The organism is Empedobacter sp. UBA1574, assembly GCF_002322895.1.
Taxonomy (GTDB): Bacteria; Bacteroidota; Bacteroidia; order Flavobacteriales; family Weeksellaceae; genus Empedobacter; species Empedobacter falsenii_B.
In genome coordinates this window covers 12,428-38,021 of the sequence record NZ_DCOI01000020.1, presented here as the reverse complement: position 1 = coordinate 38,021, position 25,594 = coordinate 12,428, and the positions used below count along the sequence as shown (strand labels likewise).

General features: G+C 32.0%; 21 protein-coding genes. 12 read left to right on the top strand and 9 right to left on the bottom strand.

The window, feature by feature from the left end:
• The first annotated feature begins 196 nt into the window (after nucleotides 1–196).
• Nucleotides 197–1,339, top strand: coding sequence for a DEAD/DEAH box helicase (locus B3578_RS05395; RefSeq protein WP_286495891.1), 1,143 nt, complete (start codon nucleotides 197–199; stop codon nucleotides 1,337–1,339).
• 72 nt (nucleotides 1,340–1,411) lie between these two features.
• Here B3578_RS05395 and B3578_RS05390 read toward each other — a convergent pair whose 3' ends face one another.
• On the bottom strand, nucleotides 1,412–1,717 hold the full coding sequence (locus tag B3578_RS05390) for a hypothetical protein (protein WP_114997765.1): 306 nt from the start codon (nucleotides 1,715–1,717) through the stop codon (nucleotides 1,412–1,414).
• A 52-nt stretch (nucleotides 1,718–1,769) separates the two neighbouring features.
• Nucleotides 1,770–3,167 (bottom strand): aspartate ammonia-lyase, encoded by a 1,398-nt coding sequence (aspA, locus tag B3578_RS05385; RefSeq protein WP_114997768.1) that lies wholly within the window; start codon nucleotides 3,165–3,167, stop codon nucleotides 1,770–1,772.
• Between the two features lie 108 nt (nucleotides 3,168–3,275).
• Between aspA and B3578_RS05380 the strand changes: the two genes are divergently transcribed.
• Nucleotides 3,276–4,484, top strand: a complete 1,209-nt coding sequence (locus B3578_RS05380) for an acyltransferase family protein (RefSeq protein WP_286495890.1) — start codon at nucleotides 3,276–3,278, stop codon at nucleotides 4,482–4,484.
• 162 nt (nucleotides 4,485–4,646) lie between these two features.
• On the opposite strand, the gene B3578_RS05375 is transcribed toward B3578_RS05380, so the two are convergent.
• Nucleotides 4,647–5,306: a helix-turn-helix domain-containing protein gene (locus B3578_RS05375; RefSeq protein WP_286495889.1), complete on the bottom strand. Its 660-nt coding sequence runs from the start codon at nucleotides 5,304–5,306 to the stop codon at nucleotides 4,647–4,649.
• A 93-nt stretch (nucleotides 5,307–5,399) separates the two neighbouring features.
• Here B3578_RS05375 and B3578_RS05370 point away from each other — a divergent pair, with 93 nt between their 5' ends.
• From B3578_RS05370 to B3578_RS05345, 6 genes are all read left to right on the top strand, one after another.
• A complete protein-coding gene (locus B3578_RS05370; protein WP_219034890.1) occupies nucleotides 5,400–5,792 on the top strand; it encodes a YbjN domain-containing protein in 393 nt (130 codons plus the stop codon).
• 12 nt (nucleotides 5,793–5,804) lie between these two features.
• A complete protein-coding gene (locus B3578_RS05365; RefSeq protein WP_125350044.1) occupies nucleotides 5,805–6,509 on the top strand; it encodes a PspA/IM30 family protein in 705 nt (234 codons plus the stop codon).
• 69 nt (nucleotides 6,510–6,578) lie between these two features.
• Nucleotides 6,579–6,776 (top strand): DUF4177 domain-containing protein, encoded by a 198-nt coding sequence (locus B3578_RS05360; RefSeq protein WP_125350043.1) that lies wholly within the window; start codon nucleotides 6,579–6,581, stop codon nucleotides 6,774–6,776.
• 19 nt (nucleotides 6,777–6,795) lie between these two features.
• A complete protein-coding gene (locus B3578_RS05355; RefSeq protein ID WP_125350042.1) occupies nucleotides 6,796–7,488 on the top strand; it encodes an OB-fold-containig protein in 693 nt (230 codons plus the stop codon).
• Nucleotides 7,489–7,587: 99 nt separating this feature from the next.
• On the top strand, nucleotides 7,588–9,672 hold the full coding sequence (locus tag B3578_RS05350) for a flotillin family protein (protein ID WP_221856601.1): 2,085 nt from the start codon (nucleotides 7,588–7,590) through the stop codon (nucleotides 9,670–9,672).
• Between the two features lie 85 nt (nucleotides 9,673–9,757).
• The gene (locus tag B3578_RS05345; RefSeq protein WP_221856599.1) at nucleotides 9,758–14,596 is read left to right on the top strand and encodes a DNA repair ATPase; all 4,839 of its coding nucleotides are present in this window, start codon (nucleotides 9,758–9,760) and stop codon (nucleotides 14,594–14,596) included.
• A 30-nt stretch (nucleotides 14,597–14,626) separates the two neighbouring features.
• Here the strand turns inward: B3578_RS05345 and prfH are convergent, their stop codons facing one another.
• From prfH to B3578_RS05320, 5 genes are all read right to left on the bottom strand, one after another.
• On the bottom strand, nucleotides 14,627–15,253 hold the full coding sequence (gene prfH, locus B3578_RS05340) for a peptide chain release factor H (protein WP_257468282.1): 627 nt from the start codon (nucleotides 15,251–15,253) through the stop codon (nucleotides 14,627–14,629).
• A complete protein-coding gene (locus tag B3578_RS05335; protein ID WP_219035380.1) occupies nucleotides 15,253–16,644 on the bottom strand; it encodes an RtcB family protein in 1,392 nt (463 codons plus the stop codon). The genes prfH and B3578_RS05335 overlap by 1 nt, the downstream gene beginning before the upstream one ends.
• 2 nt (nucleotides 16,645–16,646) lie before the next feature.
• Nucleotides 16,647–17,408 carry a hypothetical protein gene (locus B3578_RS05330; protein WP_219035379.1) on the bottom strand — a complete coding sequence of 254 codons (762 nt, stop codon included), beginning with the start codon at nucleotides 17,406–17,408 and terminating at the stop codon, nucleotides 16,647–16,649.
• Between the two features lie 374 nt (nucleotides 17,409–17,782).
• The gene (locus B3578_RS05325) at nucleotides 17,783–19,471 is read right to left on the bottom strand and encodes a beta-mannosidase (RefSeq protein ID WP_409410640.1); all 1,689 of its coding nucleotides are present in this window, start codon (nucleotides 19,469–19,471) and stop codon (nucleotides 17,783–17,785) included.
• Nucleotides 19,396–19,959, bottom strand: a complete 564-nt coding sequence (locus B3578_RS05320; RefSeq protein ID WP_219035377.1) for a glycosyl hydrolase 2 galactose-binding domain-containing protein — start codon at nucleotides 19,957–19,959, stop codon at nucleotides 19,396–19,398. Before B3578_RS05320 ends, B3578_RS05325 begins: the two co-directional genes overlap by 76 nt.
• A gap of 263 nt (nucleotides 19,960–20,222) precedes the next feature.
• Here B3578_RS05320 and B3578_RS05315 point away from each other — a divergent pair, with 263 nt between their 5' ends.
• The 3 genes from B3578_RS05315 (at nucleotide 20,223) to B3578_RS05305 (ending at nucleotide 22,874) form a co-directional block, all read left to right on the top strand.
• Nucleotides 20,223–20,513: a helix-turn-helix transcriptional regulator gene (locus tag B3578_RS05315; protein ID WP_219035376.1), complete on the top strand. Its 291-nt coding sequence runs from the start codon at nucleotides 20,223–20,225 to the stop codon at nucleotides 20,511–20,513.
• Nucleotides 20,514–20,639: 126 nt separating this feature from the next.
• Nucleotides 20,640–22,436 (top strand): translation elongation factor 4, encoded by a 1,797-nt coding sequence (gene lepA, locus B3578_RS05310; RefSeq protein WP_038332533.1) that lies wholly within the window; start codon nucleotides 20,640–20,642, stop codon nucleotides 22,434–22,436.
• 93 nt (nucleotides 22,437–22,529) lie between these two features.
• A complete protein-coding gene (locus B3578_RS05305; protein ID WP_125350035.1) occupies nucleotides 22,530–22,874 on the top strand; it encodes a DUF4260 domain-containing protein in 345 nt (114 codons plus the stop codon).
• Here the strand turns inward: B3578_RS05305 and B3578_RS05300 are convergent.
• Nucleotides 22,869–23,861, bottom strand: a complete 993-nt coding sequence (locus B3578_RS05300) for a 2-hydroxyacid dehydrogenase (protein WP_125350034.1) — start codon at nucleotides 23,859–23,861, stop codon at nucleotides 22,869–22,871. The genes B3578_RS05305 and B3578_RS05300 overlap by 6 nt on opposite strands.
• A gap of 173 nt (nucleotides 23,862–24,034) precedes the next feature.
• On the opposite strand from B3578_RS05300, the gene B3578_RS05295 reads away from it, so the two are divergent.
• Entirely contained in the window at nucleotides 24,035–25,573 is a 1,539-nt protein-coding gene (locus B3578_RS05295; RefSeq protein WP_291047178.1) for a serine hydrolase, read from the top strand.
• Nucleotides 25,574–25,594: the final 21 nt, after the last annotated feature.

The following is a 25,594-nucleotide window of genomic DNA, read 5'->3' as shown; positions in this document are numbered from 1 at the left end:
AAGTTTTAAACAGAAATTATTTCTGTTTTCAATCGTTGTTTCGATAATTTGACTGTTTCTAAAAAGATTTTTAGAAATATTTCAGAAACGATTTTAAAACTTTCATTTTCATCACGATTAAAAATGATTAAACGAGTAATTATTCCTAAAATATCATTCAAATTTAATCTCTACCTTTGCAGTCTTATATCAATTTATGTCATTCGAAAATTTAGGATTATCACCATATTTATCAAAAGCAATTACAAAACTTGGATTTTTAAAACCTTTTGAAATTCAGACCGAAACAATTCCATCTATTTTAAAAGGAAAAGATGTGATGGGAATTGCAAAAACTGGTTCTGGAAAAACCTTGTGTTTTGTTGCGCCTTTGCTACAAAAAATTCAGCATCAATCGTACGAAAAATCTCGTAATATAAAAGCGTTAATTTTAGTTCCAACACGTGAATTAGCAGTTCAGATTGAACAAACTTTTGCAGGATTACAAACTGCTTTACGTCGCGAAGTACAAACACAAGCTGTTTATGGTGGAACTTCAATTAATCCACAAATGAAGAATTTATATGGAACTGAAGTTTTGATTGCAACTCCTGGTCGTTTATTGGATTTGATGGATCATAATGCGTTATCATTGGATCAATTGCAATATTTGGTGATTGACGAAGCAGACAAAATGTTCCAATTAGGATTTGGAGATGAGATGAACCGAATTTTGAAAAGTGTTCCGAAAAAGAAACAATCAATTCTATTTTCTGCAACTTTGAATGATAAAATTGATGAAATAAAATCTACATTAAGTATTGATCCAATTGTTGTTGAAATCAAAAAACAAGAAATTGATTTGGAACAAATCGAACAAGTTGCTTATAAAGTTGATGCCGAAACAAAAGGTCCTTTTTTACGTTATTTAATCAAATCTGAAAACTTAGAACAAGTTTTGGTTTTTGTTTCTTCGACACGAACTGCAGATAATTTAGTAGAAAAATTAAAAAAGAATAAAATCTCTGCAATGGCGATTCACAGTAAGAAATCCCAAGGCGCTAGAATGGATAATTTGGAAGATTTTAAACTAGGTGATATTAAAGTTTTGGTTGCAACAGATTTGATTGGACGCGGAATTCATATCGAAGGTTTACCAACTGTTATTAATTACGAATTACCTCGTTCGCCTTTAGATTATGTGCACAGAATCGGGCGTACAGGTCGTGCAAATGCAAACGGAAAAGCCATTAGTTTGATTACAGAAGAAGATTTGCATCATTTCAAAATCATTCAGAAAAAAATGGGTAAAAAAGTTGATTTACTTCCAACTGATAATGTGAATTTACACGGATATTAAAATAAGTTTTAAGTTATGAGTAACAAGTTCTAAGTTTTCTCTGAACTCATTACTCATAATTTTTTAATTAAATCAAGTCCAAAGATATTGTCTAAACTCTATTAATTTTTTCAACATTTGATTATCTTCTTCATATTGATTATTTTCTAAATTATCATTATCGAGCTTACGTTTATTCCACCAATTATATAAGTTTTCAATTTCAATTTTTGCATTTTTATGTTCATCATCATACATCCAATCAACATGACTTGTAAATAAATTTTCTTTTTCAATACAATCGCATAAAATCTGAAAACAAGCATGTAAAATAATCACATCCTTATCTAGCCATTCATCGTTTAATGTTTCTATTTTTAGAAGATTCGAAGGTTTCATTATTAATTTATTTTTTCAAAACTTATCACTCATAACTACTAACTCACAACTTCTAGATATGTGGACCAAGCATATTTTTAGGATCAAGGATTTCGTCCAAACGTTCTTTCGACAATAAACCGTGATCTAAGACCAATTGATATACACCTCCTCCTGTTTCTAAAGCTTCTTTCGCAATTTTTGTACTTGCTTTGTAACCAATGTAAGGATTTAAAGCTGTAACAATTCCAATACTATTTTGTACTTCATTTTTCAAATGTTCTGCGTTTGCTGTAATTCCATCCACACATTCAACACGTAGCGTATTCATCGCATTTGTTAAATATTGAATCGATTCCATAATCGAAAAACCAATTATTGGCTCCATTACATTTAATTGTAATTGACCAGCTTCGGCAGCCATTGTTATTGATAAATCATTTCCAATCACTTTAAAACAAACTTGATTCACTACTTCTGGAATTACTGGATTTACTTTCCCTGGCATAATCGAAGATCCTGGTTGTTTTGGAGGTAAATTAATCTCGAACAAACCTGTTCTCGGACCAGATGTTAACAAACGTAAATCATTACAAATTTTCGACAACTTCACACAAAGACGTTTCAAAGCTGATGAATAATCCACAAACGAGCTTGTATCCGAAGTTGCTTCAACTAAATTATCAGCCAACGAAACATCTTCATTCATGATTTCAGCTATTTTAGTTGTACACAATTGTGCATAACCTGGAACAGCATTCAATCCAGTTCCAATTGCAGTTGCACCCATATTAATTACTAATAATTCGGCAGCAATTCGGTTTAAATTATCAACTTCTTTATGTAATGTATTCGAAAAACCTTCAAACTCTTGCCCAAGCGTCATTGGAACTGCATCTTGCAATTGCGTACGTCCCATTTTTATAACATTACCAAATTGTTTCCCTTTTTTATCAAGTGCCTCATACAACGAAGTTAATGCCTCAACCAAAGGTTTATTCATATTAAATAATGCTAATTTCAAAGCAGATGGATAGGCATCATTCGTAGATTGCGAAAGGTTTACATGATCATTTGGCGAACAAAATTGATACTCTCCTTTTTGTTTTCCTAAATACTCCAAAGCAATATTTGCAATTACTTCATTTGCATTCATATTTGTAGAAGTTCCCGCACCACCTTGTATCATATCGATTGGAAATTGCTCTGTATATTTACCAGCTATTAACTCATTCGAAGCAAAAGAAATCGCATCAAATAATTCTTTCGATAAAATTCCTAATTCGTGATTGGCTTGCGCTGCTCCTAATTTCACAACACCAAGCGCTTTTACAAATTCGGGATAATGTGACAAATAGTTATTGGAAATTTTGAAATTATTAATGGCACGTTGCGTTTGCACACCATAATAAGCCGTTTCAGGAATTTGTAATTCTCCTAATAAATCAGACTCCGTTCTCATTTTATTTATTGTTTGTTATTGACAATTAAAGGTAAGGAATAATCTAGTATCTTTTTGAAAAGCATTTTTCCAAAAAATTTAAAAAATCTATATCTTTAAAACATTAACACAAAAGAGATGAAAGCAGCTCGTTATTATTCATTAGACGTTTTTCGTGGCGCAACTGTTGCGTTGATGATTTTGGTAAATAATCCAGGAACTTGGTCGGCTATGTTCGATCCTTTGGAGCATGCAGAATGGCACGGATGCACACCAACAGATTTGGTTTTTCCTTTCTTTTTGTTTGCCTTAGGAAATGCAATGGCTTTTATGATTCCAAAATTACAACAACAACCTCAACAAATTTTCTGGCAAAAAGTAATAAAACGAACAATTCTAATTTTCGGAATTGGATTATTCATCAATTGGTGGCCATTTTTCAAGTGGGATAATAATGAACTTATTTTCAAAGCATGGAAAGATTCAGAAGAAAGCGGAATCCGAATAATGGGCGTTTTACAACGAATTGCAATTGCTTATTTTTTCGCTTCGGTGATTGCTTTTTATTTTAAACAAAAACAAGTTTTATTGATAAGTTGTGCGATTCTTCTACTTTATTGGGTTTTAACTTTCGGACTTGGAACTTCTACCCCTTATTCATTAGAAGGTTTTATCGGAACTAAAATTGATAATCAATTGCTTGGTTTAGCGCATATTTACAAAGGAGAAGGAGTACCGTTTGATCCCGAAGGAATTTTCAGTACAATTTCTACTATTCCACAGGTTTTATTTGGGTATTTGGTTGGTGATTATATTCAGAAACAAGGAAATATCAATTGGTTGAATCGTCCTTTACCAAAAACTGACAATCCGCAATATAAAATGTTAGCTGGCTTATTTGTTTTAGGAACAATTGCGTTGACAATTGGTTACGTTTGGCAATGGGATTTTCCGTACAATAAAAAGATTTGGAGCAGTTCTTATGTTTTCAACACAACTGGTTTAGCAATTTTGACAATTGGATCAATGATTTGGTTCATCGAAATTTTAGGCATCAAAAATGGTTTCATGAAATTCTTTGATGTTTTTGGAAAAAATCCTTTATTCATCTTTGTTTTGAGCGGATTATTACCTCGATTATTAGGTTTAATCAGAATTGAAGCTGGTTTAAACGACAAAAGAGAAATCAAATTCATTTCACCATTGGGTTGGTTCTACGAAAATGTTTGCGCTAAAATTCCTGGAATTCCAGAAATTGGTTCATTTGTTTATTCGCTAATTTTCTTAGCTTTCTTTTGGTGGTTAGCTTATTTATTAGATAAAAAGAAGATTTATATTAAAGTTTAAAAGTCTTGAGTAGTAAATTATAAGTTTTTAGAAGAGATGTCTCGATTCCTCGACATGACATTAATTATCAGCCTAGATTGGATTTTCTTGTCATGTTGAGCGAGTCAAACGATGTAGAAACATCTAATATTTAGAAAACAATCTTACTTATAAAAATTATTTCTAAACCTTCTTATAAACAGCATAAAACTGATAAAAGTGCTGAATATTTTCAACATCAAAAATAATTTGTTTCCATTGATTTAATTCCAAAATCAATTGATTTTCGTGTTGAGTAAACTTCCCAACAAAAATTTCATCATCATTCAAATACAAACCAAACTTATCATTTACCAAATGTAAATTTTCCACTTCCAAATGTTCAAAAAATAAAATAGACGATTCTTCTTCTGTAAAATCGATAGGTGAAGCGATACCCGAAGAATATTCTAACGCAATAAACTGATGCGAATTATAGATTGGAAAGTAAATCGACGGATAATTTTCTATATTAGAAAATAATTCTTTTTTTAACTGAATTATTTCTCGTGATAAAAAAGGAATCGCGCTCAAATTTTTAACATTTCGTAACATATCAGCTTCCTCAAAATAGTTATCAAAGTGTAATATTTCGTTAACTGTTAAGTTTTTTTCGATCAAATGACTTATTGGAATGCTAAAATATTTAGCAATTTGAGAAATTGTTTCAATTCGTGGCTCTGCACGTTTTTCTTCATAAGATGAAATATTCCCTCTACTAACTTCGAACAAATCAGCAAAAGCCTGTTGAGTTAAGTTCTTAACTTGTCTTAATTTCTTTATATTTTCACCTATTTTTGTCATTATTTAAAATTTTAACACTTTTATTTGCTAATTATTTTAGCAAATTGTTTAATTTTATGGAAACAAATTACAAAAAACACTAATAACAACAAAATGAATTATTTTTCGAAGATTGAAAATTTTATTCAAAACATCAATTACACCATCACTTACAAAGACGAAAAAGAGGGTGTTTTTATGATTGAAAATTTATTGGATGGTGTTCAAAATCTGATTGTAGGAATTGCACCACCTGTTATCATTTTCGAGTTGTATTTATTTACAATTACAAATGATAATCTGGAAATGCTAAAAGCGTTGTTGATGAAAAATCGCGATATCATTCATGGTGCTTTTGCAATAACAGAAGACGGAAAAAAAGTTATTTATCGTTACACACTTCAAATTGCGAATCTTGATCAAAACGAATTTGAAGCAACGTTAAATTCTTTGAGCTTATTGATGAGCGAATATTCTGCTCAATTAATCGAATTTTCTAAACAATAAAACAATATCACTATGAATATTTTCAAACGTATTTTTAGAATTGGACAAGCGGAAATACATTCGGTTGTCGAAAAAATGGAAGACCCAATCAAAATGACAGAACAAGGAATTCGCGAAATGCGCGACGATCTTAATCAATCATTAGAGGCTTACGCAAAGGTAAAAGCAATGGCAATTCGTTCGCAAAATAGCGTCGACAAAAAGAAAGAAGAAGCTGCAGATTATGAACGAAAAGCAATTCTTTTGTTAGAAAAAGCTGAGCGAAATGAAATTACAATTGAACAAGCCGAAAATTTAGCGAAAGAAGCTTTGAGCTTAAAAAATCAATTGTTAGAAGAAATTACTGAATTAGAAAATCAAGTGATTATTCATGAAAAATCTGCAAATGAAGTGCACAAAAACGTTGAGGTTCTTAAATTCAACATTAATAAATGGGAAAATGAATTAACAACATTAAAAGCTCGTGTAAAAGTTGCTGATGCCACAAAACAAGTAAACAAACAAATGGCAAAAATTGATGCGAATAGCACAATTAGCATGTTAGAACGCATGAAAGCCAAAGTAGAAGAAGACGAAGCACTTGCACAAGCTTACGGAAGTTTAGCGGACAATTCGAAAACCGCTGATGACGAAATTAACGAAACCTTGAAAGGTGATTTGATTCAAAATGAATTAGAAGCTTTAAAGCTAAAAATTCAGTCGAAAAATCAAGAATAAATCACTTTTTATAGTGAATTATTTCTATAAAATTTTTAGTAAATTAATCTCTTTTAAAAAATCAAAACTATGGCATCTAAATATGAATACAAAACAATAGAAATAATGCCTAACGCTGGCTTATTTTCTATCAAAATAGATAAAACATTTTTGGATGATTTACTAAATAAATATGGAAATGAAGGCTGGGAATTAATCACTTCCACTCCGCTTTCCATCAACAGCACAACGAAAATTATTTATTATACATTCAGAAGAGCTATTTAACATTAAAAATTAACACTAAATGACCGAAATTTTAGACCTTCTTTTTAATCCATTGGCCAACGGAATTATGACCATTTTGATGGGATTTTCTCTTGTCTATTGGGTATTTCAACTGTTAGCTGGTGACGGAATTGATCTTGGAACAGATTCTGATTTTCATATCGGAGACATCAATGATGTTGATGCCCACCACGAAATTGACGCTGATCACGATGCTGATGCAGACGTGCATCACGAACCAGGTTTTTGGGCAAAATGTTTAGAATTCATCAATGTTGGTAAAGTTCCGTTAATGGTGATTATTACTTTGTTCAAATTTATCAGTTGGGTGATTACCATTATTTCTTCGATTGTTTTTGGATTAAGCAAATTAGGATTGTATTCAGTTTTAATCTTAATTCCGGTTTTCATCATCGCTTATTTTATGATGCATTGGATCACTAAACCATTAGTTAAAATGTATTCAGAATTAGGTTATCATGGAGAAGAAGAAACTGATTTTATCGGAAGAGTCGGAAAATCAAAATCTAAAATCACAGGAGATAAAATAGGCTCTGCGGAATTTCAAATCGAGAAAGATATTATTACGCTTAACATCAAAAGTCAAAATGGCGAAGAAATTAATTTTGGAGATACCATTATTATCACCGACGAATCGCCTTCAAATCATTATTATTTCGTCATCAAACATATAACCTTAAACAACATTTAACACTATTATGACACTAATATTTCAACTTACTTCGTTTCTTATCGAAGAAATTTTAATCTTAATTATTCACTAAATCAATCAAAATATAATAAAAATCTCATGACAAATTTTATTCTTTTAGCAGTTGGTGTTATCGTTTTCATCTTTATTGCTTTCATCGTCGTTTTAAGCGTTTTCTATAAAAAAGTTCCGCAAGGAAAAGCCATCGTTCGTACTGGTGTTGGTGGATCGCAAGTAGCTTTCAACAAAGGAATGTATGTAATTCCTGTTTTCCACAAAATGGAAATTATGGACATTTCGATTAAGAAAATTGATATTACTCGTCAACAACACGATGGTTTAATTTGTAAAGACAACATTCGTGCAGATATCAAAGTTGCATTTTTTGTTCGCGTTAATAAATCGGTGAATGATGTAATCAATGTTGCACAAAACTTAGGAACAGAACGAGCATCAGAACCAGAAACATTAAAAAGTATTTTCGAAGCAAAATTCTCAGAAGCTTTAAAAACAGTTGGAAAAAAATTCGATTTTATCGAATTATACGAAGCTCGTCGCGAATTTAGAGATGAAATTTTAAATATCATCGGAACAGACTTGAATGGATATATTTTAGATGACTGTGCGATTGATTATTTAGAACAAACTGAATTACAATTCTTGAGCCCTGATAATATTTTAGATTCGGAAGGTATTAAAAAAATCACGGAATTAACGGCTCAACAAAATATGAACGCCAACTTAATTCGTCGTGAAGAAGAAAAAGTAATCAAAAAACAAAACGTTGAAGCGCGCGAAGCAATCTTAGAATTAGAGCGACAATTAGCCGAAAAAGAAGAGCGTCAACGCAGAGAAATCGAAAATATAAAAGCGCGCGAAGAGGCAGAAATTGCAAAAGTTCGCGAAGAAGAACGTCTAAAAGCTGAATCTGTTCGTATTACAACAGAAGAGCAATTGGCGGTACAAGAAGAAAATAAATTGCGTCAAATTATTATCGCAGAAAAAAATAAAGTTCGTACTGATGCAATCGAAACGGAACGCGTTGAAAAAGATCGTGCATTAGAGCAAACAGAACGTGAGCGAATTGTGACTTTAGCTCAGATTGATAAAGAAAGGTCTATCGAAGTTGAGAAGAAAAATATTCAAGGCGTTATCAAAGAACGCGTTCTTTTAGAAAAAGGCGTGATTGAAGAGCAACAAGGTGTGAAAGATGTTGAAGTTTACCGTGAAGTTGAGCGTCAGAAACAAGCCGGAATTATTGCTGCATCGCAAGAAGCGGAAGAGCGTTTAATCGAAACTGTAAAAGCTGCGGAAGCGGCAAAAATTGCGGCAGAGCAAGAAGCTGCTCGTCAAGTTATCGAAGCAGATGCACAAAAACAAGTTGCAGAACGCAAAGCGCAAGAGTTATTAATTGATGCGGAAGCTAAAAAAGAAGCTTCTGCAAAAGAAGCTGAAGCTCGTAAAATAATTGCTGAAGCACAAGCAAAAGAAGAAGCTGCAATTGGTCTATCTGAAGCAGAAGTAATGGTTGCAAAAGCAGAAGCAGAAGAAAAACAAGGAACTGTAGAAGCATCTGTTATCGAGAAAAAAGCAGAAGCGTTACGTAAAGAAGGCTTAGCACAAGCAGAAGTTGTTCGTGAAAAAGCATTAGCAGAAGCAAAAGGAATTGAAGAAAAAGCAGAAGCTATGAAGAAACTGGACGGTGTTGGAAAAGAGCACGAAGAGTTCAAACTTCAATTACAAAAAGAAAAAGATATCGAATTGGCTCATATCAACATTCAAAAAGATATTGCTGGAGCCCAAGCTGAGGTGTTATCAAATGCATTGAAATCTGCGAAAATTGACATTGTTGGTGGAGAAACAATGTTCTTCGAAAATATTGTGAAACAAGTTTCGAATGCAAAAGGTTTCGATCATTTAATCGACAATTCGAAACATGCAACAGATATCAAAAATGCATTGATTGACGAAGATGGCGGAAGCGATTTAGCTGGAAAAGTGAGAAGTCTTGCCGATAAATATGGCATTTCATCAAACGACATCAAAAACTTAACAATTACTGCGGCATTAATTAAATTACAGCAAGCTGCTTCTGCTTCTGGAAACAGCGAAGACACAGGATTTATAAATTCTCTTTTCGGAATTGCGAATCAGTTAGGTGTTTCAAATAAAAAAATAGGTTAATCCATTAAACAATAATAGAGTGATTGAATCTATTCGTTTCAATCGCTCTTAATTACAGTTTAATCACCTTCTAGATTTTAATTTAATGCAAGAAGAAAAAAATATTAACGTTACCGAAACGCTTGATGCAGGCGCGTACGAAATCATCCGAAAAAGACTTCTTACACAAAAAGATTTTCTTTCGGAAAGATTAACGAAATTGAATGATGCTCGAAAAGAAGTCTTCAATTCTACCAATTTTGCATTAAGCGCAAACCAAAGAATTACGACAGAAAATACATGCGTCGCACGTGGAATTATCGCGTTCGATAAATTGTGTATTTTTGGTTACAACGTGCATTTCGGTTTACGCACAGACATTCAGTTGAGCGATGTTTTTAGTATTTATCTGTTTCAAGAAAATCAATTTATTCCTCAACCTCTCGACTTAATAAACGATCAGAATTTCTTTACAGATTTTCAGAATTTATATAAATATTACCGCGATTCTATCTTTTCTAAATTTCGTAGAACAGATAATTATCTATACATGGTTTTCCAAACCAGTAAAAGCGCACAAGATTTGAAAGCGTTTAAATGGTTAATCAAAGACGGAAAATTAATTTATCAAGATGATCGCAGCATTCACGAAGTAAAAAAAGCAGATCAATTTGATTTTGAATGGCAAAAAACTTCTATCGATGATCGTCGATTAGGAAAGTTTCCACATATTTCTATTTTAGATAAGATTTTTATCGAAGCAATTGGTGGTGATATTACTTTTAAAATTGAAGATAATACGGATTCAGGAAAAGGAATTTTCACTGAAAAAGTGACACATTTAGATCAACAATTAGACGATGCCGAATATTATTATGCCGATTTAGGAAATCTAATTGCGGTTAAAATAAAACCGTTTCAAGAAGATTTCAGAGCCTATATTTACAATGTTCGCACCAAAGAAGTTATCAACATTCCTGCACTTTTAGATGCAGCAGTTCTGTTACCCGATAATCAAGGTTTAATTTTTTCGAATGGTTATTATTTACAAAACGGAACGTATCATCTTTTCGATAATAATAATTTAGAGCATTTTCAATTTTTCCGTCGTGTAAATTCTCCGAACGGAGAAGATTTTATGTACATTTTCAATCAAGATGAAACCAATACATACATTCTTTTATCGTACAATATCATTCAACAAACTGTGGAAACACCTATAGTTTGTAATGGTTTTACGATTTTTAAAGATGGAAGTTTAATTTATTTCCGCACCGAAGAAGAAGCGACAAGACATCATCAAGTTCAAATTTGGCAAACACCTTATGTTGAACGTTTGATTGAAAATACAGAGAAAACAAATCATCCATTATATAAAATTGGGAACAAAGACATTGTGAAAGCAATGGCTGAATCTCAGGAGGTTATTCAATTAATCAACAAAGAAGATTCGTACGAAGGTTTATACGAGGACATTGTAAAAAAAGCGAATAATATTGTAGATGGCTATTTTTGGATTAATGATCAAGAGACTTTTGAGCTTGCTGTTCCTTTATTAGAAATAAAAACAGTTGCCAATACAGCGATTGATGAATTTGCTAAAGTTCAAATTCAGAAAAAATTTGCGCAAGAAACCTTAGAAAAAACGGAAGAATCGATTGAAGAAATCGTTTTCAAAGTAAATAGCACAACGTACAATCAATTGGATTTATTGGTTGAACATTTAGCTGAGGCTCGTAAAATTCAAGGAAAAGTTATTGATTTACGTTCAATTCGCTACATCAATTTAGAGCGTGTTCAAGAATTAGAAAACCGATTGCAAGAGGTAAACGAAAATTTATCAACCAAAACAATTGAGTTTCTTTTATTGGATGAAGCACTAATTCCATACGAAGAAAAAGTTGCTGAACAGAAAAACTTAGTAGCTTCTATCGAAAAAGTCATTGATGCGAAAGTTATCGAAGAAGCCTGTCTTAAAATTGCCTCAGAATTAGAATTATTGATTGATATTCTGAACAGTTTAAAAATTGAAGACGCAACACAAACAACAAAAATCATTGAGAAAATCTCGGTTATTTTTGCTTCGCTTAACGAAGTTCGTGCCCAATTAACACGTCAAACTTCTGCGTTAAAAAGCAAAGAAGCTGTTGCAGAATTTTCTGCTCAAATCACGTTGTTAGAACAAAGTGTGGTTAACTTTTTAGAATTATCAACAACTGCCGAAAAAACGGAAGAATACAATACAAAAATAATTGTTCAACTTGAAGAATTAGAAAGTAAATTTTCTGATTTTGATGATTTCGCCTTGAAAATTGCAGATAAGCGCGACGAAATTATCAAGGCATTCAATTCGAAACGTGAACAATTAGTTGAACAAACCAACAAACGCACCAATTCATTAGAACAAATTGGCTTGCGCGTCTTGAAAAATATCGAAAATAAAGCCAAAACTTTTTCTGAGAAAGAAGAAATTTTAGCGTTTTATTCTTCGGATTTAATGATTGACAAAATGCGTCAAATCATTCAAGAATTGAAGGATTTAAAAGATGTTTCGAAAGCCGAAAACCTTGAAAATCTATTAAAAAAATCGCAAGAAGATACGCTTCGTGTTTTACGAGATAAAACTGAACTTTTTGTTGATGGGCAAAATATTATTGCGCTTGGTCAAAATAAATTTACGGTCAATACGCAGCAATTAGCGCTGACATTGTTGAATCGTAACAACGAATTATTTTATCATTTAACAGGTACAAGTTTCTATCAAAAAGTTAAAAACGATGAGATTTATCGTTACCAAGATATTTGGAACCAAGAATTTGTTTCGGAAAATCAATTGGTTTATCGTGCTGAATATTTAGCTTATCAAGCTTTTTTAGCAAGAAATGAAAACGATTTTGATGCTGAAAAATTTATCAATCAAATCATTGAACAAAATTATTCGGAAGGTTATATAAAAGGCGTTCACAATTTTGATGCGTTTCGAATTTTTACTGAATTGGTCAACATAAATTCGAAATTAGATGTGTTGCAATTTGATGCGCCAACTCGTACAACTGCTCAAATTTTTTGCCATTCTTTAGAAAAGAATTTGCAAGATAAGTTGAATGCAATGATTAATTCGGCTCAATTAATTTTGAAAAATTTTCCGAATTCAACTCGATTTGAAAATATTCTAAATGAAATCAAATCGCTTTTTGAAAATTGGGAAACTGAATGGGATAAAACAATAACAACTTCAGAAAAAGTTGCCAATTATTTGTTTAGAACTTTCACAAAATATCAAGCTTTTTCGATGAGTAATGAAGCTGAAAATTTTCGAAAAGAATTCATTAATTACTTAGAGAAAAATAAAAATTCAGATGATTTTAATGCGTTGATTGCAGATGAACAATTTTCTTCAACCGAAAAATTTTACTTGATCGAAAACTGGATTCATTCTTTTATCGATGAAAATGAAAATTTTTCAACTTACAGAAATGTTGTAAATGAAGTAGCAACGATGTTATTGTTTTCTAAAGATAAATTTCAGTTAATAAATGGAAATTCATCTATTATAATTGAAGATTTAAAAGGAAATCATACCGTAATAATTGATGGTATTTATACACAAAATTATCATGAAATCATTTCTAAATTAGAGCATTTTTCAACTGTTGATGTTCCAAATTTTAAATCATTCCAAAAGTTAAAAGAAGAAATTTCGAAAGCTTATGAAAAGGATTTAAAAATCGCAGAATTTGAACCAAAAGTTTTAACATCATTTGTTCGAAATAAATTAATCAACGAAGTTTATTTTCCTTTAATCGGAAATAATTTAGCCAAACAATTGGGAACTGCAGGCGATAACAAGCGTACTGCACGAATGGGAATGTTGTTGTTAATTTCGCCTCCTGGTTATGGAAAAACGACGTTGATGGAGTATTTAGCAAAAACAATGGGCCTACATTTTGTGAAAGTAAATGGACCAACAATTGGACATAATATTACATCAATCGATCCAATAGAAGCCAAAACTTCTGGAGAAAGAGAGGAATTAAAAAAGATAAATCTTTCGTTTGAAATGGCAGATAATGTAATGTTGTACTTGGACGATATTCAGCATTTGAGTGCCGAATTTTTACAGAAATTTATTTCATTAGCCGATGGACAGCGAAAAATTGATGGAATTTTTGAAGGAGAAAGTAAAACCTACGATTTACGCGGAAAACGTTTTTGCATTGTAATGGCAGGAAATCCATATACGGAAAGCGGCTCTAAATTTCAGATTCCAGATATGTTGGCTAATCGTGCTGATGTTTATAATTTGGGTGATGTAATTGGTGATACGGAAACGTTGTTCAATTTAAGTTTGATTGAAAATGCAACAGGAGATAATCCTTATTTGGATAAAATTGCTTCAAAAAGTTTGACAGATTTTTACAAGTTAACAAATTTTGTAACCGAAAATCAAGAACAACTTCCGGATTTGGAAGGCAATTATTTGAAACAAGAAATTGATGATTTTATTGCAGTTCTAAAACATGTGATTAAGATTAGAAATATTGTCGTAAAAGTCAATCAAAATTATATTTCGAGCGCAGCAATGCAAGATGATTACAGAACGGAACCGCCTTTCAAAATGCAAGGTTCGTACAGAAATATGTCAAAATTGGTTTCGAAAATTGTTCCAATGATGAACGAAAAAGAAATTAACGAAACTATTTTAGCGCATTACGAAAGTGAATCGCAAACATTGACAACAGATACAGAATCGAATTTGTTGCGATTAAAAGAAATTGCAGGTTTGATAACTGCTAAAGAAAAAGAACGTTGGGAAACGATAAAAGCAACCTTTGTAAAAAATAACAAACACGGTGGCTTGAATAAAGACGATAAAGTTTTTGCTCAATTGCTCGAATTCAATGAAAATTTGGAAGGAATTATCCAAGCTATTTTGAAAAAATAAACTAAAAGCCGCTCATTGAGCGGCTTTTTTTTATTCACTAAATTTATCTCCTCTGAATATTTTCACAGGATTCCCTCTTGCAATAGACGTTTGATTATTCCATTTTTTTTGAACCAAGTCCTTCAATTTATTGGTTTCAAATCCTTGTAATTTCAATAACAAACGAGTTGTTGCAGTTTTTTTGTTCTGATGTTGTGAACGTAAATCCATCGAAACAGCCGAAATTCCACTTGGTTGATGTATCGCACGAACAGCCGAATTTACTTTGTTTACATTTTGTCCACCATTTCCAGAGCTTCGCATTGTTTGGTATATAATTTCATTCGGATTGATTGAATTTTCTTTCGGAATTTCTAATTCAAAACAACCAATAAACCAATTTTTTCGTTGATGAAATTTTCGGTATGGACTTTTACCAATCCATAAAATTGCTCCAAGCCAAGTTTTTAAAAACGTGTTTAAATCATTTCCTTCAAGTTCTATAATCACAGATGAAAGTTGATGAAAATCTTTATCCATTTCTCTTTCAATTATGTCAAACTTAATTTCAGATTTTGTGCACGCTTCCGAAAACTTTTTAAAAACATTAGTCACCACAAAATTGCATTCCGCTGGTCCTCTACCCGATGTAAGTTGAATAATTTTTTTCCTCATCATTATTTATCCATTCGTACAATTTTCGGTGTAAAAGTTCCCAACACTTTCACTAATTCAGTCTGTAAATTCATCACCGTTTTTATGTTTTTATATGCCAAAGGTGCTTCATCTACACTTCCGCCAATCAGCTCAATTCCTGCATCTTTCAATTGTGAATTCATAAAACTTTTAGTAATTGTTGATTTACATTTCGCACGCGACATTTTTCGTCCCGCACCATGCGAAGCCGAATTAATACTCAATTCATTTCCCAAACCTTCAACAATGTAACCGTTCGCGGTCATCGAACCTGGAATAATTCCTAAAATTCCTTTTCCAGCTGGCGTCGCTCCTTTACGATGAACAATTCGTTCCGTTCCTTCAACCATTTCTTTCCACGCAAAATTGTGATGATTTTCGATGTTAAAAACGATACGTTTTCCCAAAGCTTTCGCAATTCTTCGGTGAATATCATCGTGACAAGCCTTGGCATATTCGCCAGCCAAATTCATCGCTGCCCAATATTCTTGGCCATCGTACGTGTCCAAATCTAACCAAGCCAAATGCTGAACTTGCTTCGGAAGTGGACATTGTTTCGTCGCCAAATACGTATAATGTTTTGCAATATTTGCACCCAAACCACGCGAACCACTATGCGATAAAACAGCCAAATATTCTCCTGGAATCAAGTTCCATTCAGGTTTTACCTCATCTAATTTCACAATCCCAAATTCAACAAAATGATTCCCTCCACCAGAAGTTCCTAATTGTTGATAAGCTTTTGTTTTTAAACTTTTCAAGATTGGAATTTCATCAAAAATAGAACGTTCAAAAATTTCATGATCCGCTTTTAGTTTATGCGTTTCATACATTCCGAATTTGGTATGATCTTGCAAAATCTGAATCAATTGATGCGATTTTCCTTTCAAAAAACTAGCTGGCAAATCGTAAACCGAAAGACTCATTCTACAACCAATATCCACACCAACTCCATAAGGAATCACCGCATTATCCGTCGCTAAGACACCTCCGATTGGCAATCCATACCCCGAATGCGCATCTGGCATCAAAGCTCCTTTTACCGAAATTGGCAATTTCAATGCATCATATAATTGAAATTTTGCTTGCTCGTCAATTTCATTTTCTCCAAAAATCGAAAAAGGTGAACGCGTTGTTTTTAATTCTTGTAATCTAACCTCAACTGGTTTTATTAATCCTTCCGCAACTTTTCCCCAAATTCCGTGACCGATGTATTTTTCTGGCTCAAGTAAAACTTCTTTTGCTTCGTTAATAATCGTTTGTTTCTTTTCTTTTTTTCTGTATCGATGAATTTGCCCAATTGCAATATTGATCGAATTATATTTTGGAAAGCCTATTTTTATAAAGTCCTTTCCAGAGATTTTATTTCCCATGATTAATATCTTTTAGATAACTGATGTTCTTTTTCCATCAGCATTTCAGCGATTTCAATCGCTAAATTTTTATTATTAAAAAATTTCCTTTTTGTAAAAGGATTTTTAAATTTTGGTTTTCGTTCATACGAATACCCTCCTCCAACTATTTTCTTTAAAAGGATTCCTTGATTTTTATACTTGTCAAAAAAATGATCGATTTGCGCTTCTTCGCGCTTCAAATCAATATCAAGCGGTTTGTAATACGTAATCATATTTGGTTTTATAATCAATCGAAAACGCCACGGTTGTAGAAATTCATAAATTCCTTTGAAACGTTTTGTCTTGGGATCATACACCTGAATACACACAAAATATAGACGTTCTTCATCATTCAAAATTGAATACGGACCTGAATATTCGTAAGGTTGCAATTGTTTCAACTCTTGAATTCTCTGAACATAAATTCGCTTTCCGTTTCGTTTTCGTTTTTTTACAAACTTTCGCGTTTCTGCATATTGAGAAGTATTTATTTTCTTTAGAATTTGAGTAAAAAACTCAATCTCATTTTCTTTTTTAATATCTTCTCTCAATACAATATATCGCTCAAAACCTTTTTGACACGGCTCTTTTAAAAGAACAAGCGGAATTTCTTTTTGTTCTTTAAAAATTTCTTTTTGACGTTTATATTTCTCTCTTACATTTTTTTCTTTCGTTGTTTTTACACTTCTTTTCCTCGCTCTTTTTGTTCGTAATTGAGTAGAAAAGAAAATTGAATCTTCCATAAAATGGATTATTTGATTGCAAATAATTATTTTGAAATAATTAGCGCTAACTATTTCTTCTTCGGAAGTTTTTAGAAGTTATTCTGAATCTAGAATGGAATAATAAAAGAAAAAGCCCGAAGAATCCTCCGGGCTTTTGATATAATAAGTAAATTATTTACGATTTATAAGCACGAAGAATGCTCATTGCAAAATCTGTTGCAATAGCTAAAAACTGATATGTCGTTTCTTTGAACATTTTATTTCTTCGTTATTAAATTGTTATACGTTATGATTTTTATCAGTGCAAATTTAAGTCAATAAAATTCACATTTCCAAATCCTTTGTGAAATTTCACTAAAAATAGGGAGAAAAATATTATTGATTTTTAACATTCATTTAGTTGAAGAAGTTCCTTTCAAAATTTCATCAGTTAATTCCATTATCTTGGTTGAAGAATTTGATAAAATAATTACATCTTTATCATTAGTCCAATGTTTATTTCCATTAAAATCTACCACAGAAAATTTTACTTTTCCTTTCAAATCTTTCAATAAGTCATTTACGATATAAATTTTGTACACATTTTCTTCTTTTTCTACTGAAATTAGCACATTTTCGAAACTTCTTTTCACTTGATAATGTAACGCTTTCCAATTTCCTAATTTATCCAAAGACGACCACGAAGTTACTGGCCAAACGTCATTCAATTGCCAATACAAACTTCCCATATTATAAGGTTTTGCACGTCGATGTGCTTCAATTGCCAACTGAATTCCGCGTGCTTGTAACAATTGAGAAACGTAGTTGTACTGCACAAAATCGGTCGGAACAACATAATCTCGCTGCATATATTCGTTGATTGTTTCCCAACCTTTTGGATTTTTTTGATGCGCTAAAATTATTGCAGAATTTTTACTCAATGTATCTTTTTCAGAAAACATTGATTTCACCGTTTTCAACGTTGGCATTCCTTGAAAACCATATTCAGAAGCAAAACGTGGAACTTTTTTTTCATACGTTTCAAACGGTTCCATTCCCCACCAAACGCCCCAATAATGCGAATCTCCTTGCGTCAAACTTTCTTTTCTTCCCCAACCAATCGAAGGTGAAGACGGCCAATAGCGATTCTCTGATTTTGGTAAAATCGAATCTAAAACATTCGGAATAATATGATGAAAAGTCGTTTGATAATCTTTCCAAATACTCAACGAATCTTGTTTCGACCAGCCCATTTGTTTCTGATATCCCCAATTTTTCCACGCTTCATCAATTTCATTATTTCCACACCAAAGCGCAATAGAAGTATGATTTTTTAGGCGATTCACTTGATCAATTGTTTCTTGTTTTACATTGTGAAGAAAATCTTGATCGCCAGGATAAAAAGCACAAGCGTACATAAAATCTTGCCAAACCAACAAACCTTTTTCGTCGCATAATTCATAAAAATAATCGTCCTCATAAATTCCACCACCCCAAATACGAATCATATTCATATTGGCTTCAACCGAACTATTTATCAACTTTTCATAATCATTTTTTGAAACTCGTGAAACAAAATTATCTTGCGGAATATAATTTGCACCTTTCATATAAGTTGGAACCCTATTCACTTTAAAATAAAACCTAGAGCCAACTTCGTCTTTTTCTTGTACCAATTCTATCGTACGTAAACCAAATTTTAAATACTTAAATATCTGTTCATTCCCTTGTTTAATTTTGAATTGATAATCGTATAAATACTGTTCGCCCATTCCATTTGGCCACCATAATTTTGGATTGTGAATCGTTTCATCAATCGAAAAATGATTAATTCCTTTGGTTAATTTTTGAGTGATTATTTTCTGATTAAAATTAATTTCTACAGCTGTATTTTGTTCCGATTGGATAATAAATTTAAACTTTACTTTCGCTTGATTTTTATCCAATTTGACAATTTCATAAGACAAGTCATTCAGTTTTAAATTATTCCAAGAAATAAGTTCAATTGGTTTATAAATCGCAACCGTTACCAATCTTGGTCCCCAATCCCAACCATACTGATATTGCGCTTTTCGAGTAAAAACACGCTCACCTTCTGGTATTTATATGGAAGAAGATTTGCTAATCGTTTTCCTTCATTAGGCGACGATTTGAATTGTATTTCGAGCAAATTATTTTTATCTTTCAGTAAATCTTTGACCGAAACTTCCCAAATTCGAAACATATTATTCGCATCCAGAATTAATTTTCCGTTCAGAAAAACTTTTGCATATGTATCCAATCCATTAAATTTTAACTGAATGTTTTGCGCTTTTCGTTCGGCTTCAGTCAAATCAAAAGAAGTTTTGTAGTTCCAATCTTCGTTTTCTACCCATTGCACTTTTGCATCATTAACGTCTTTGTAAGGATTTGGAATAATATTATTTAACATCAAATCGGTATGAACAGAACCAGGAATCTCAGCTTTCAGCCATTTTGAATCTCCTTTTTGTTGAAAAGTCCAATTCTCTAAATTCAAATTTCGAGTCGTTTGAGCAGAAAGTTGAATAAATGTAAAAAAAGTAATAACAAAAAATAGTAATCTCCTCATTTTGTGCTGATTTTCATAAGGATAAAATTAGGTTTAAAATTCATATAAACACAAAAGAGATTATTAAAAACAATTTCTTTTGTTGAATACATAATATAGGCTTCGTTAATTATGGGAATAACGAATATGCTAAACTTAGGTTGACTCGGCTATATTTGAATTTCAGAAAAAAGCAACTGATTATTCAATCGATTTGTACAATCAAGATCAAGCGGAAACTACAAAAAAATGGAAATGATTCTTCTATCAATTTAAAACAAGTTATGCGAGAAGAAAATTTAATGGATTATGATTTTGAAAGTGCTAAATTTAGAATTCAAGAATTACATTCAAACTTTTTCAAAACGCTAAACGAGCATTCTAAGCAAAAACTAACACCTCTTAATTTGAAATATTGTTCGTATATCTATCTTGGTTTAGACACCAAACAAATTGCAACTCTTCTTAATATTGAACCAAAAAGTGTACGAATAACAAAGTATCGTTTGAAACAAAAATTTGGTCTAGTAAAAGAAGATAAATTATATACTTTTTTTCATCGGATAATTGCCTAGATTTATTTTTTAGTAAAAAACACACTTCAACTCTCGTTAATTTATTAAAATATAATTCATAATATTTTTCAAAATACTTGCAGTCTGCACGGAAAAGATTATTTTTGCCTATTCGACAAATAGAATATGAAAAATATCCGTAATTTCTGTATTATCGCCCATATTGACCATGGTAAAAGTACCTTGGCCGATCGTTTATTGCAAGTAACAAACACGATTTCTGATCGTGAGTTACAAAATCAAACTTTAGACGATATGGATTTGGAACGCGAACGCGGAATCACAATTAAATCGCACGCCATCCAAATGGAATATGAAAAAGATGGTGAAAAATATATTTTAAATTTAATTGACACTCCTGGTCACGTGGATTTTTCTTACGAGGTTTCTCGTTCGATTGCCGCTTGTGAAGGAGCTTTGTTAATTGTAGATGCTGCACAAAGTATACAAGCACAAACCATTTCTAACCTTTATTTGGCTTTAGAAAATGATTTGGAAATCATTCCAGTTTTGAACAAAATCGATTTACCTTCTGCAAATCCAGAAGAAGTAACAGACGATATTGTTGATTTGATTGGTTGTGATCCCGAAGATGTTTTGCGTGTAAGTGGAAAAACAGGTGAAGGTGTGTTAGAATTGTTACACACAATTATCGAGAAAGTTCCTGCACCAGTTGGTGATCCAGATGCACCGTTACAAGCCTTGATTTTTGACTCTGTTTATAATCCTTTCCGAGGAATTGAAGCTTTTTACAAAGTGGTAAATGGAGAAATCAAAAAAGGAGATCAAGTAAAATTCATGGCTACCAACAAAAAATATGGTGCCGATGAAATTGGAACATTAAAACTGAATCAAGTTGAGAAGAAAGTCATTAAAACTGGAGATGTAGGTTATATTATTTCTGGAATTAAAGAAGCTTCTGAGGTAAAAGTTGGAGATACAATTACATTAGTTGAGAATCCTGCAAGCGAAGCTATTGATGGTTTCGAGGAAGTAAAACCAATGGTTTTCGCTGGTATTTATCCGGTTGACACAGAAGATTACGAAGATTTGCGTGCTTCTATCGAAAAGTTACGTTTGAATGATGCTTCATTAACTTTTGAAGCTGAATCTTCTGCTGCTTTAGGTTTCGGTTTCCGTTGTGGATTCTTAGGAATGTTACACTTAGAAATTATTCAGGAGCGTTTAGAACGTGAGTTCAACATGACGGTAATTACAACTGTTCCTAACGTTTCGTATGAAGCGTACTTGGAAAAAGATCCAGAAAAAATGATTCCGGTTCATAATCCATCTGAATTACCAGATCCATCAGGATTAAATCGTGTTGAAGAACCATATATTCGAGCAGCAATCATTACAAAATCTGAATTCGTAGGTCCTGTAATGAGTTTATGTATTGAGAAACGTGGTGAATTACAATCTCAAAACTATTTAACTCAACATAGAGTAGAAATGATTTTCAATATGCCTTTGGCTGAAGTTGTTTTCGATTTTTATGATCGATTAAAATCTATTTCAAAAGGATATGCATCGTTTGATTATGCACCTTCTGGAATGAAAGCTTCAAAATTGGTAAAAGTTGACATCATGATTAACGGTGAAGTTGTAGATGCTTTATCTGCCTTAATTCACGTTGATAATGCCTACAATATTGGAAAGAAAATGTGTGAAAAATTACGCGAATTAATTCCTCGTCAACAGTTTGATATTCCAATTCAAGCCGCGATTGGTGCAAAAATTATTGCGCGTGAAACAATCAAAGCATTACGTAAAGACGTTACTGCAAAATGTTATGGTGGTGATATTTCTCGTAAACGTAAGTTATTAGAAAAACAAAAAGCTGGTAAGAAGAAAATGCGTCAAATTGGACGTGTAGAAGTTCCCCAATCTGCATTCTTAGCTGTTTTGAAATTGAATGATTAAAATTCTTTTTATATACCAAAAGCCGTTCTAATGAACGGCTTTTTTTGTAACAATTGGTAAAATATTTATACTAATAAATTAAGCATCAACATTATGAAAAATTTATTAAAATTAGAACAATTAGCAATTTTAATTGTAACGCTAATCATCTATTATAAACTTGATTATTCCTGGTTTTTGTTTGCAATTCTTTTTCTTGCTCCCGATATTTTTATGTTAGGTTATCTTTTTGGAAATAAGATTGGCGCAATATCTTATAATTTTATTCATAATTATTTTACGACAATTTCATTGATTCTCATTGGTTATTTTTTACACATTGAATGGTGTTTAATGATTGGATTAATTTTTTTCGCTCATATTGCGTTAGATCGTTTTTTAGGATTTGGTCTCAAAAAATATGATGGTTTCAAATCCACTCATTTAGATAATTTATAACATCACAACCTCATCTGTTGAACCTTTTTCTAAAATTTCTAAAATACTTCGCATCGTAATTTCTGAAATTTGTTCCAACGCTTCTTGTGTAAAAAAAGCTTGATGCGCAGTTACCAAAACATTTGGAAAACTCATCAATCGCTGAATCATGTCATCCTGAATAATTTCTGCTGATAAATCTTTGAAGAATAATTTTTCTTCTTGTTCATAAACATCAATTCCCAAATAACCAATTTTATGATTTTTTAAAGCTTCAATCGCTTCATGTGTATTGATTAATCCACCTCTACTCGTATTAATAATCGTTACGCCATCTTTCATCATCGCAATCGTTTCTTGATTAATCATGTAATGATTTTCTGGCGTCAGCGGACAATGCAACGAAATAATATCTGAAGTTTTAAACAACTTATCCAGCTCAACATATTCCACGCCATTATTCATCAATTCTTGATCTGGATACAAATCATAAGCAATAATCTTACATCCAAAACCTTTCGCAATATTGATAAAAGCCTTTCCTATTTTTCCTGTTCCAACAATTCCAATCGTCTTCTGAAAAAGATTAAAACCAAGTAAACCGTTCAATGCAAAATTTTGTTCACGAACACGATTATAAGCTTTATGTGTTTTTCGATTCAATGTTAACAACATCGCCATTGTATGTTCAGCAACAGCCTCGGGAGAATATGCAGGAACACGACAAATTTTAATTCCAAATTCTTTCGCAGCTTCCAAATCGACATTATTAAAACCAGCACATCTCAATGCAATAATTTTAACGCCTTTTTTTGCTAAAACTTCAATGACTTGTCGGTTCACTTTATCATTCACAAACACACAAACAGCATGCTCATCTTCAATCGCGTTTACGATATGCGGACCTAAATGTGTTTCATAAAAATTAAGTTCAAAACCGTAATTTTTATTTTCAGCCTCAAAAAAAGTTTTGTCATAAGGCTTAGACGAAAAGAAAGCTATTTTCATTGAATTATTTTTAACTAATTTATGTTTTTAATTAATTGTAATTTACTTTCTACTTGATTATTATAAAATTTTAAATCATTCAAAATTAATTCATCCTCTATTTTTGATATTTTATTAAAAGCTATAAGCTGATGAATAAAAATTTCTAACTTCGTGAAAATTCAAATTCACACATGAAAAATATACTTTTATCAACGATTACATTAGCTTCTTTTACAGCTTTTGGACAAAATATTTCGAATCAAGCTATTGATAAAGTCACAGAAAATGCAATGAAAGCATTTGATGTTCCTGGAATGTCTGTTGCGGTTATCAAAGACAGGACAATTGTGCATTCGAAAGGTTATGGCGTAAAATCTCTTAAAACGGGAGAAAAAGTTCAGTCGAATACAAATTTTGGCATTGCTTCTAACTCGAAAGCTTTTACAGCAGCTGCTTTGGCGATTTTGGTTGATGAAGGAAATATAAAGTGGGATGATAAAGTGATTACGCACATTCCTGAATTCAAGATGTACAACGATTATGTAACCAAAGAGTTTACAATTCGTGATTTATTAACGCATCGAAGTGGATTAGGTTTGGGTGCTGGAGATTTGATGGTTTGGCCTGATGGACATAATTTCACTCCAAAAGATATTATTTCTAATATTCAGTTTTTAAAACCAGTTTCAGATTTCCGTGTAAAATATGATTACGATAATTTATTATACATTATTGCAGGAGTTGTGATTGAAAGAGTTTCGGGGCAATCTTGGACAGATTTTGTAACAAAAAGATTGTTGGAACCAATTGGAATGACGAATACTGCAGCGAATTGGCATTTGCTAAAAGACAAGAAAAATGCAATTAATCCGCACGTTCCAATTGACGGAAAATTACAAGTGATTGATCGTTATACGAACACCATTTTTGATGCAGCTGCAGGAATTTATTCGAATGTAGATGATCTTGCAAAATGGTTGCAATTCAATTTAGATAAAGGAAAAGTGAATGGAAAACAAATTATTTCGGAAAAACAAATGAACGAAATGATTACACCACAAACTTTACAACCAAATCGTACTACTCCACCTTATAATTCATTATTCAAAGCGTATGGTTTGGGATGGCAATTGCAGGATATGAACGGAAAATTGGAAGTTTCGCATACTGGTGGATTGGAAGGAATTGTAACACAAACGATGTTTTATCCTCAAGAAAAATTAGGAATTGTGATTTTGACAAACCAACAATCGGGTGCAGCTTTCCGAGCAATCTCGAATACAATCAAAGATTTTTACTTAAAAAATCCATCTACAGATTGGGTAAAAACGTATGATGATATAATGAAGAAAAATGTGGAAGAAGCCGATGTTATTACCGATGAAGTTTGGAAAACAGTTGAAGCAAATCAAAAAAATAAAGCCATCAAATTTGATTCAAAAAGTGTAATCGGAACGTATAAGGACAATTGGTTTGGTGATGTTGTAATTTATGAAAAGAAAGGAAAAATCATTTTCGAATCGAAACGTTCACCTCAATTAACTGGTGAAATGCTTTTTTACAAAGACAATACGTTTGCAGTAAAATGGTACAATCGTTATTTCCATGCAGACGCTTTTGTTTATGCAGAAATAAAAGATGGAAAAATGACAGGTTTCAAAATGAAGGCCATTTCTCCGTTAACAGATTTTAGTTACGACTTCCAAGATTTAGATTTTACGAGAAAATAAATTTTAATAAATACTAATCAA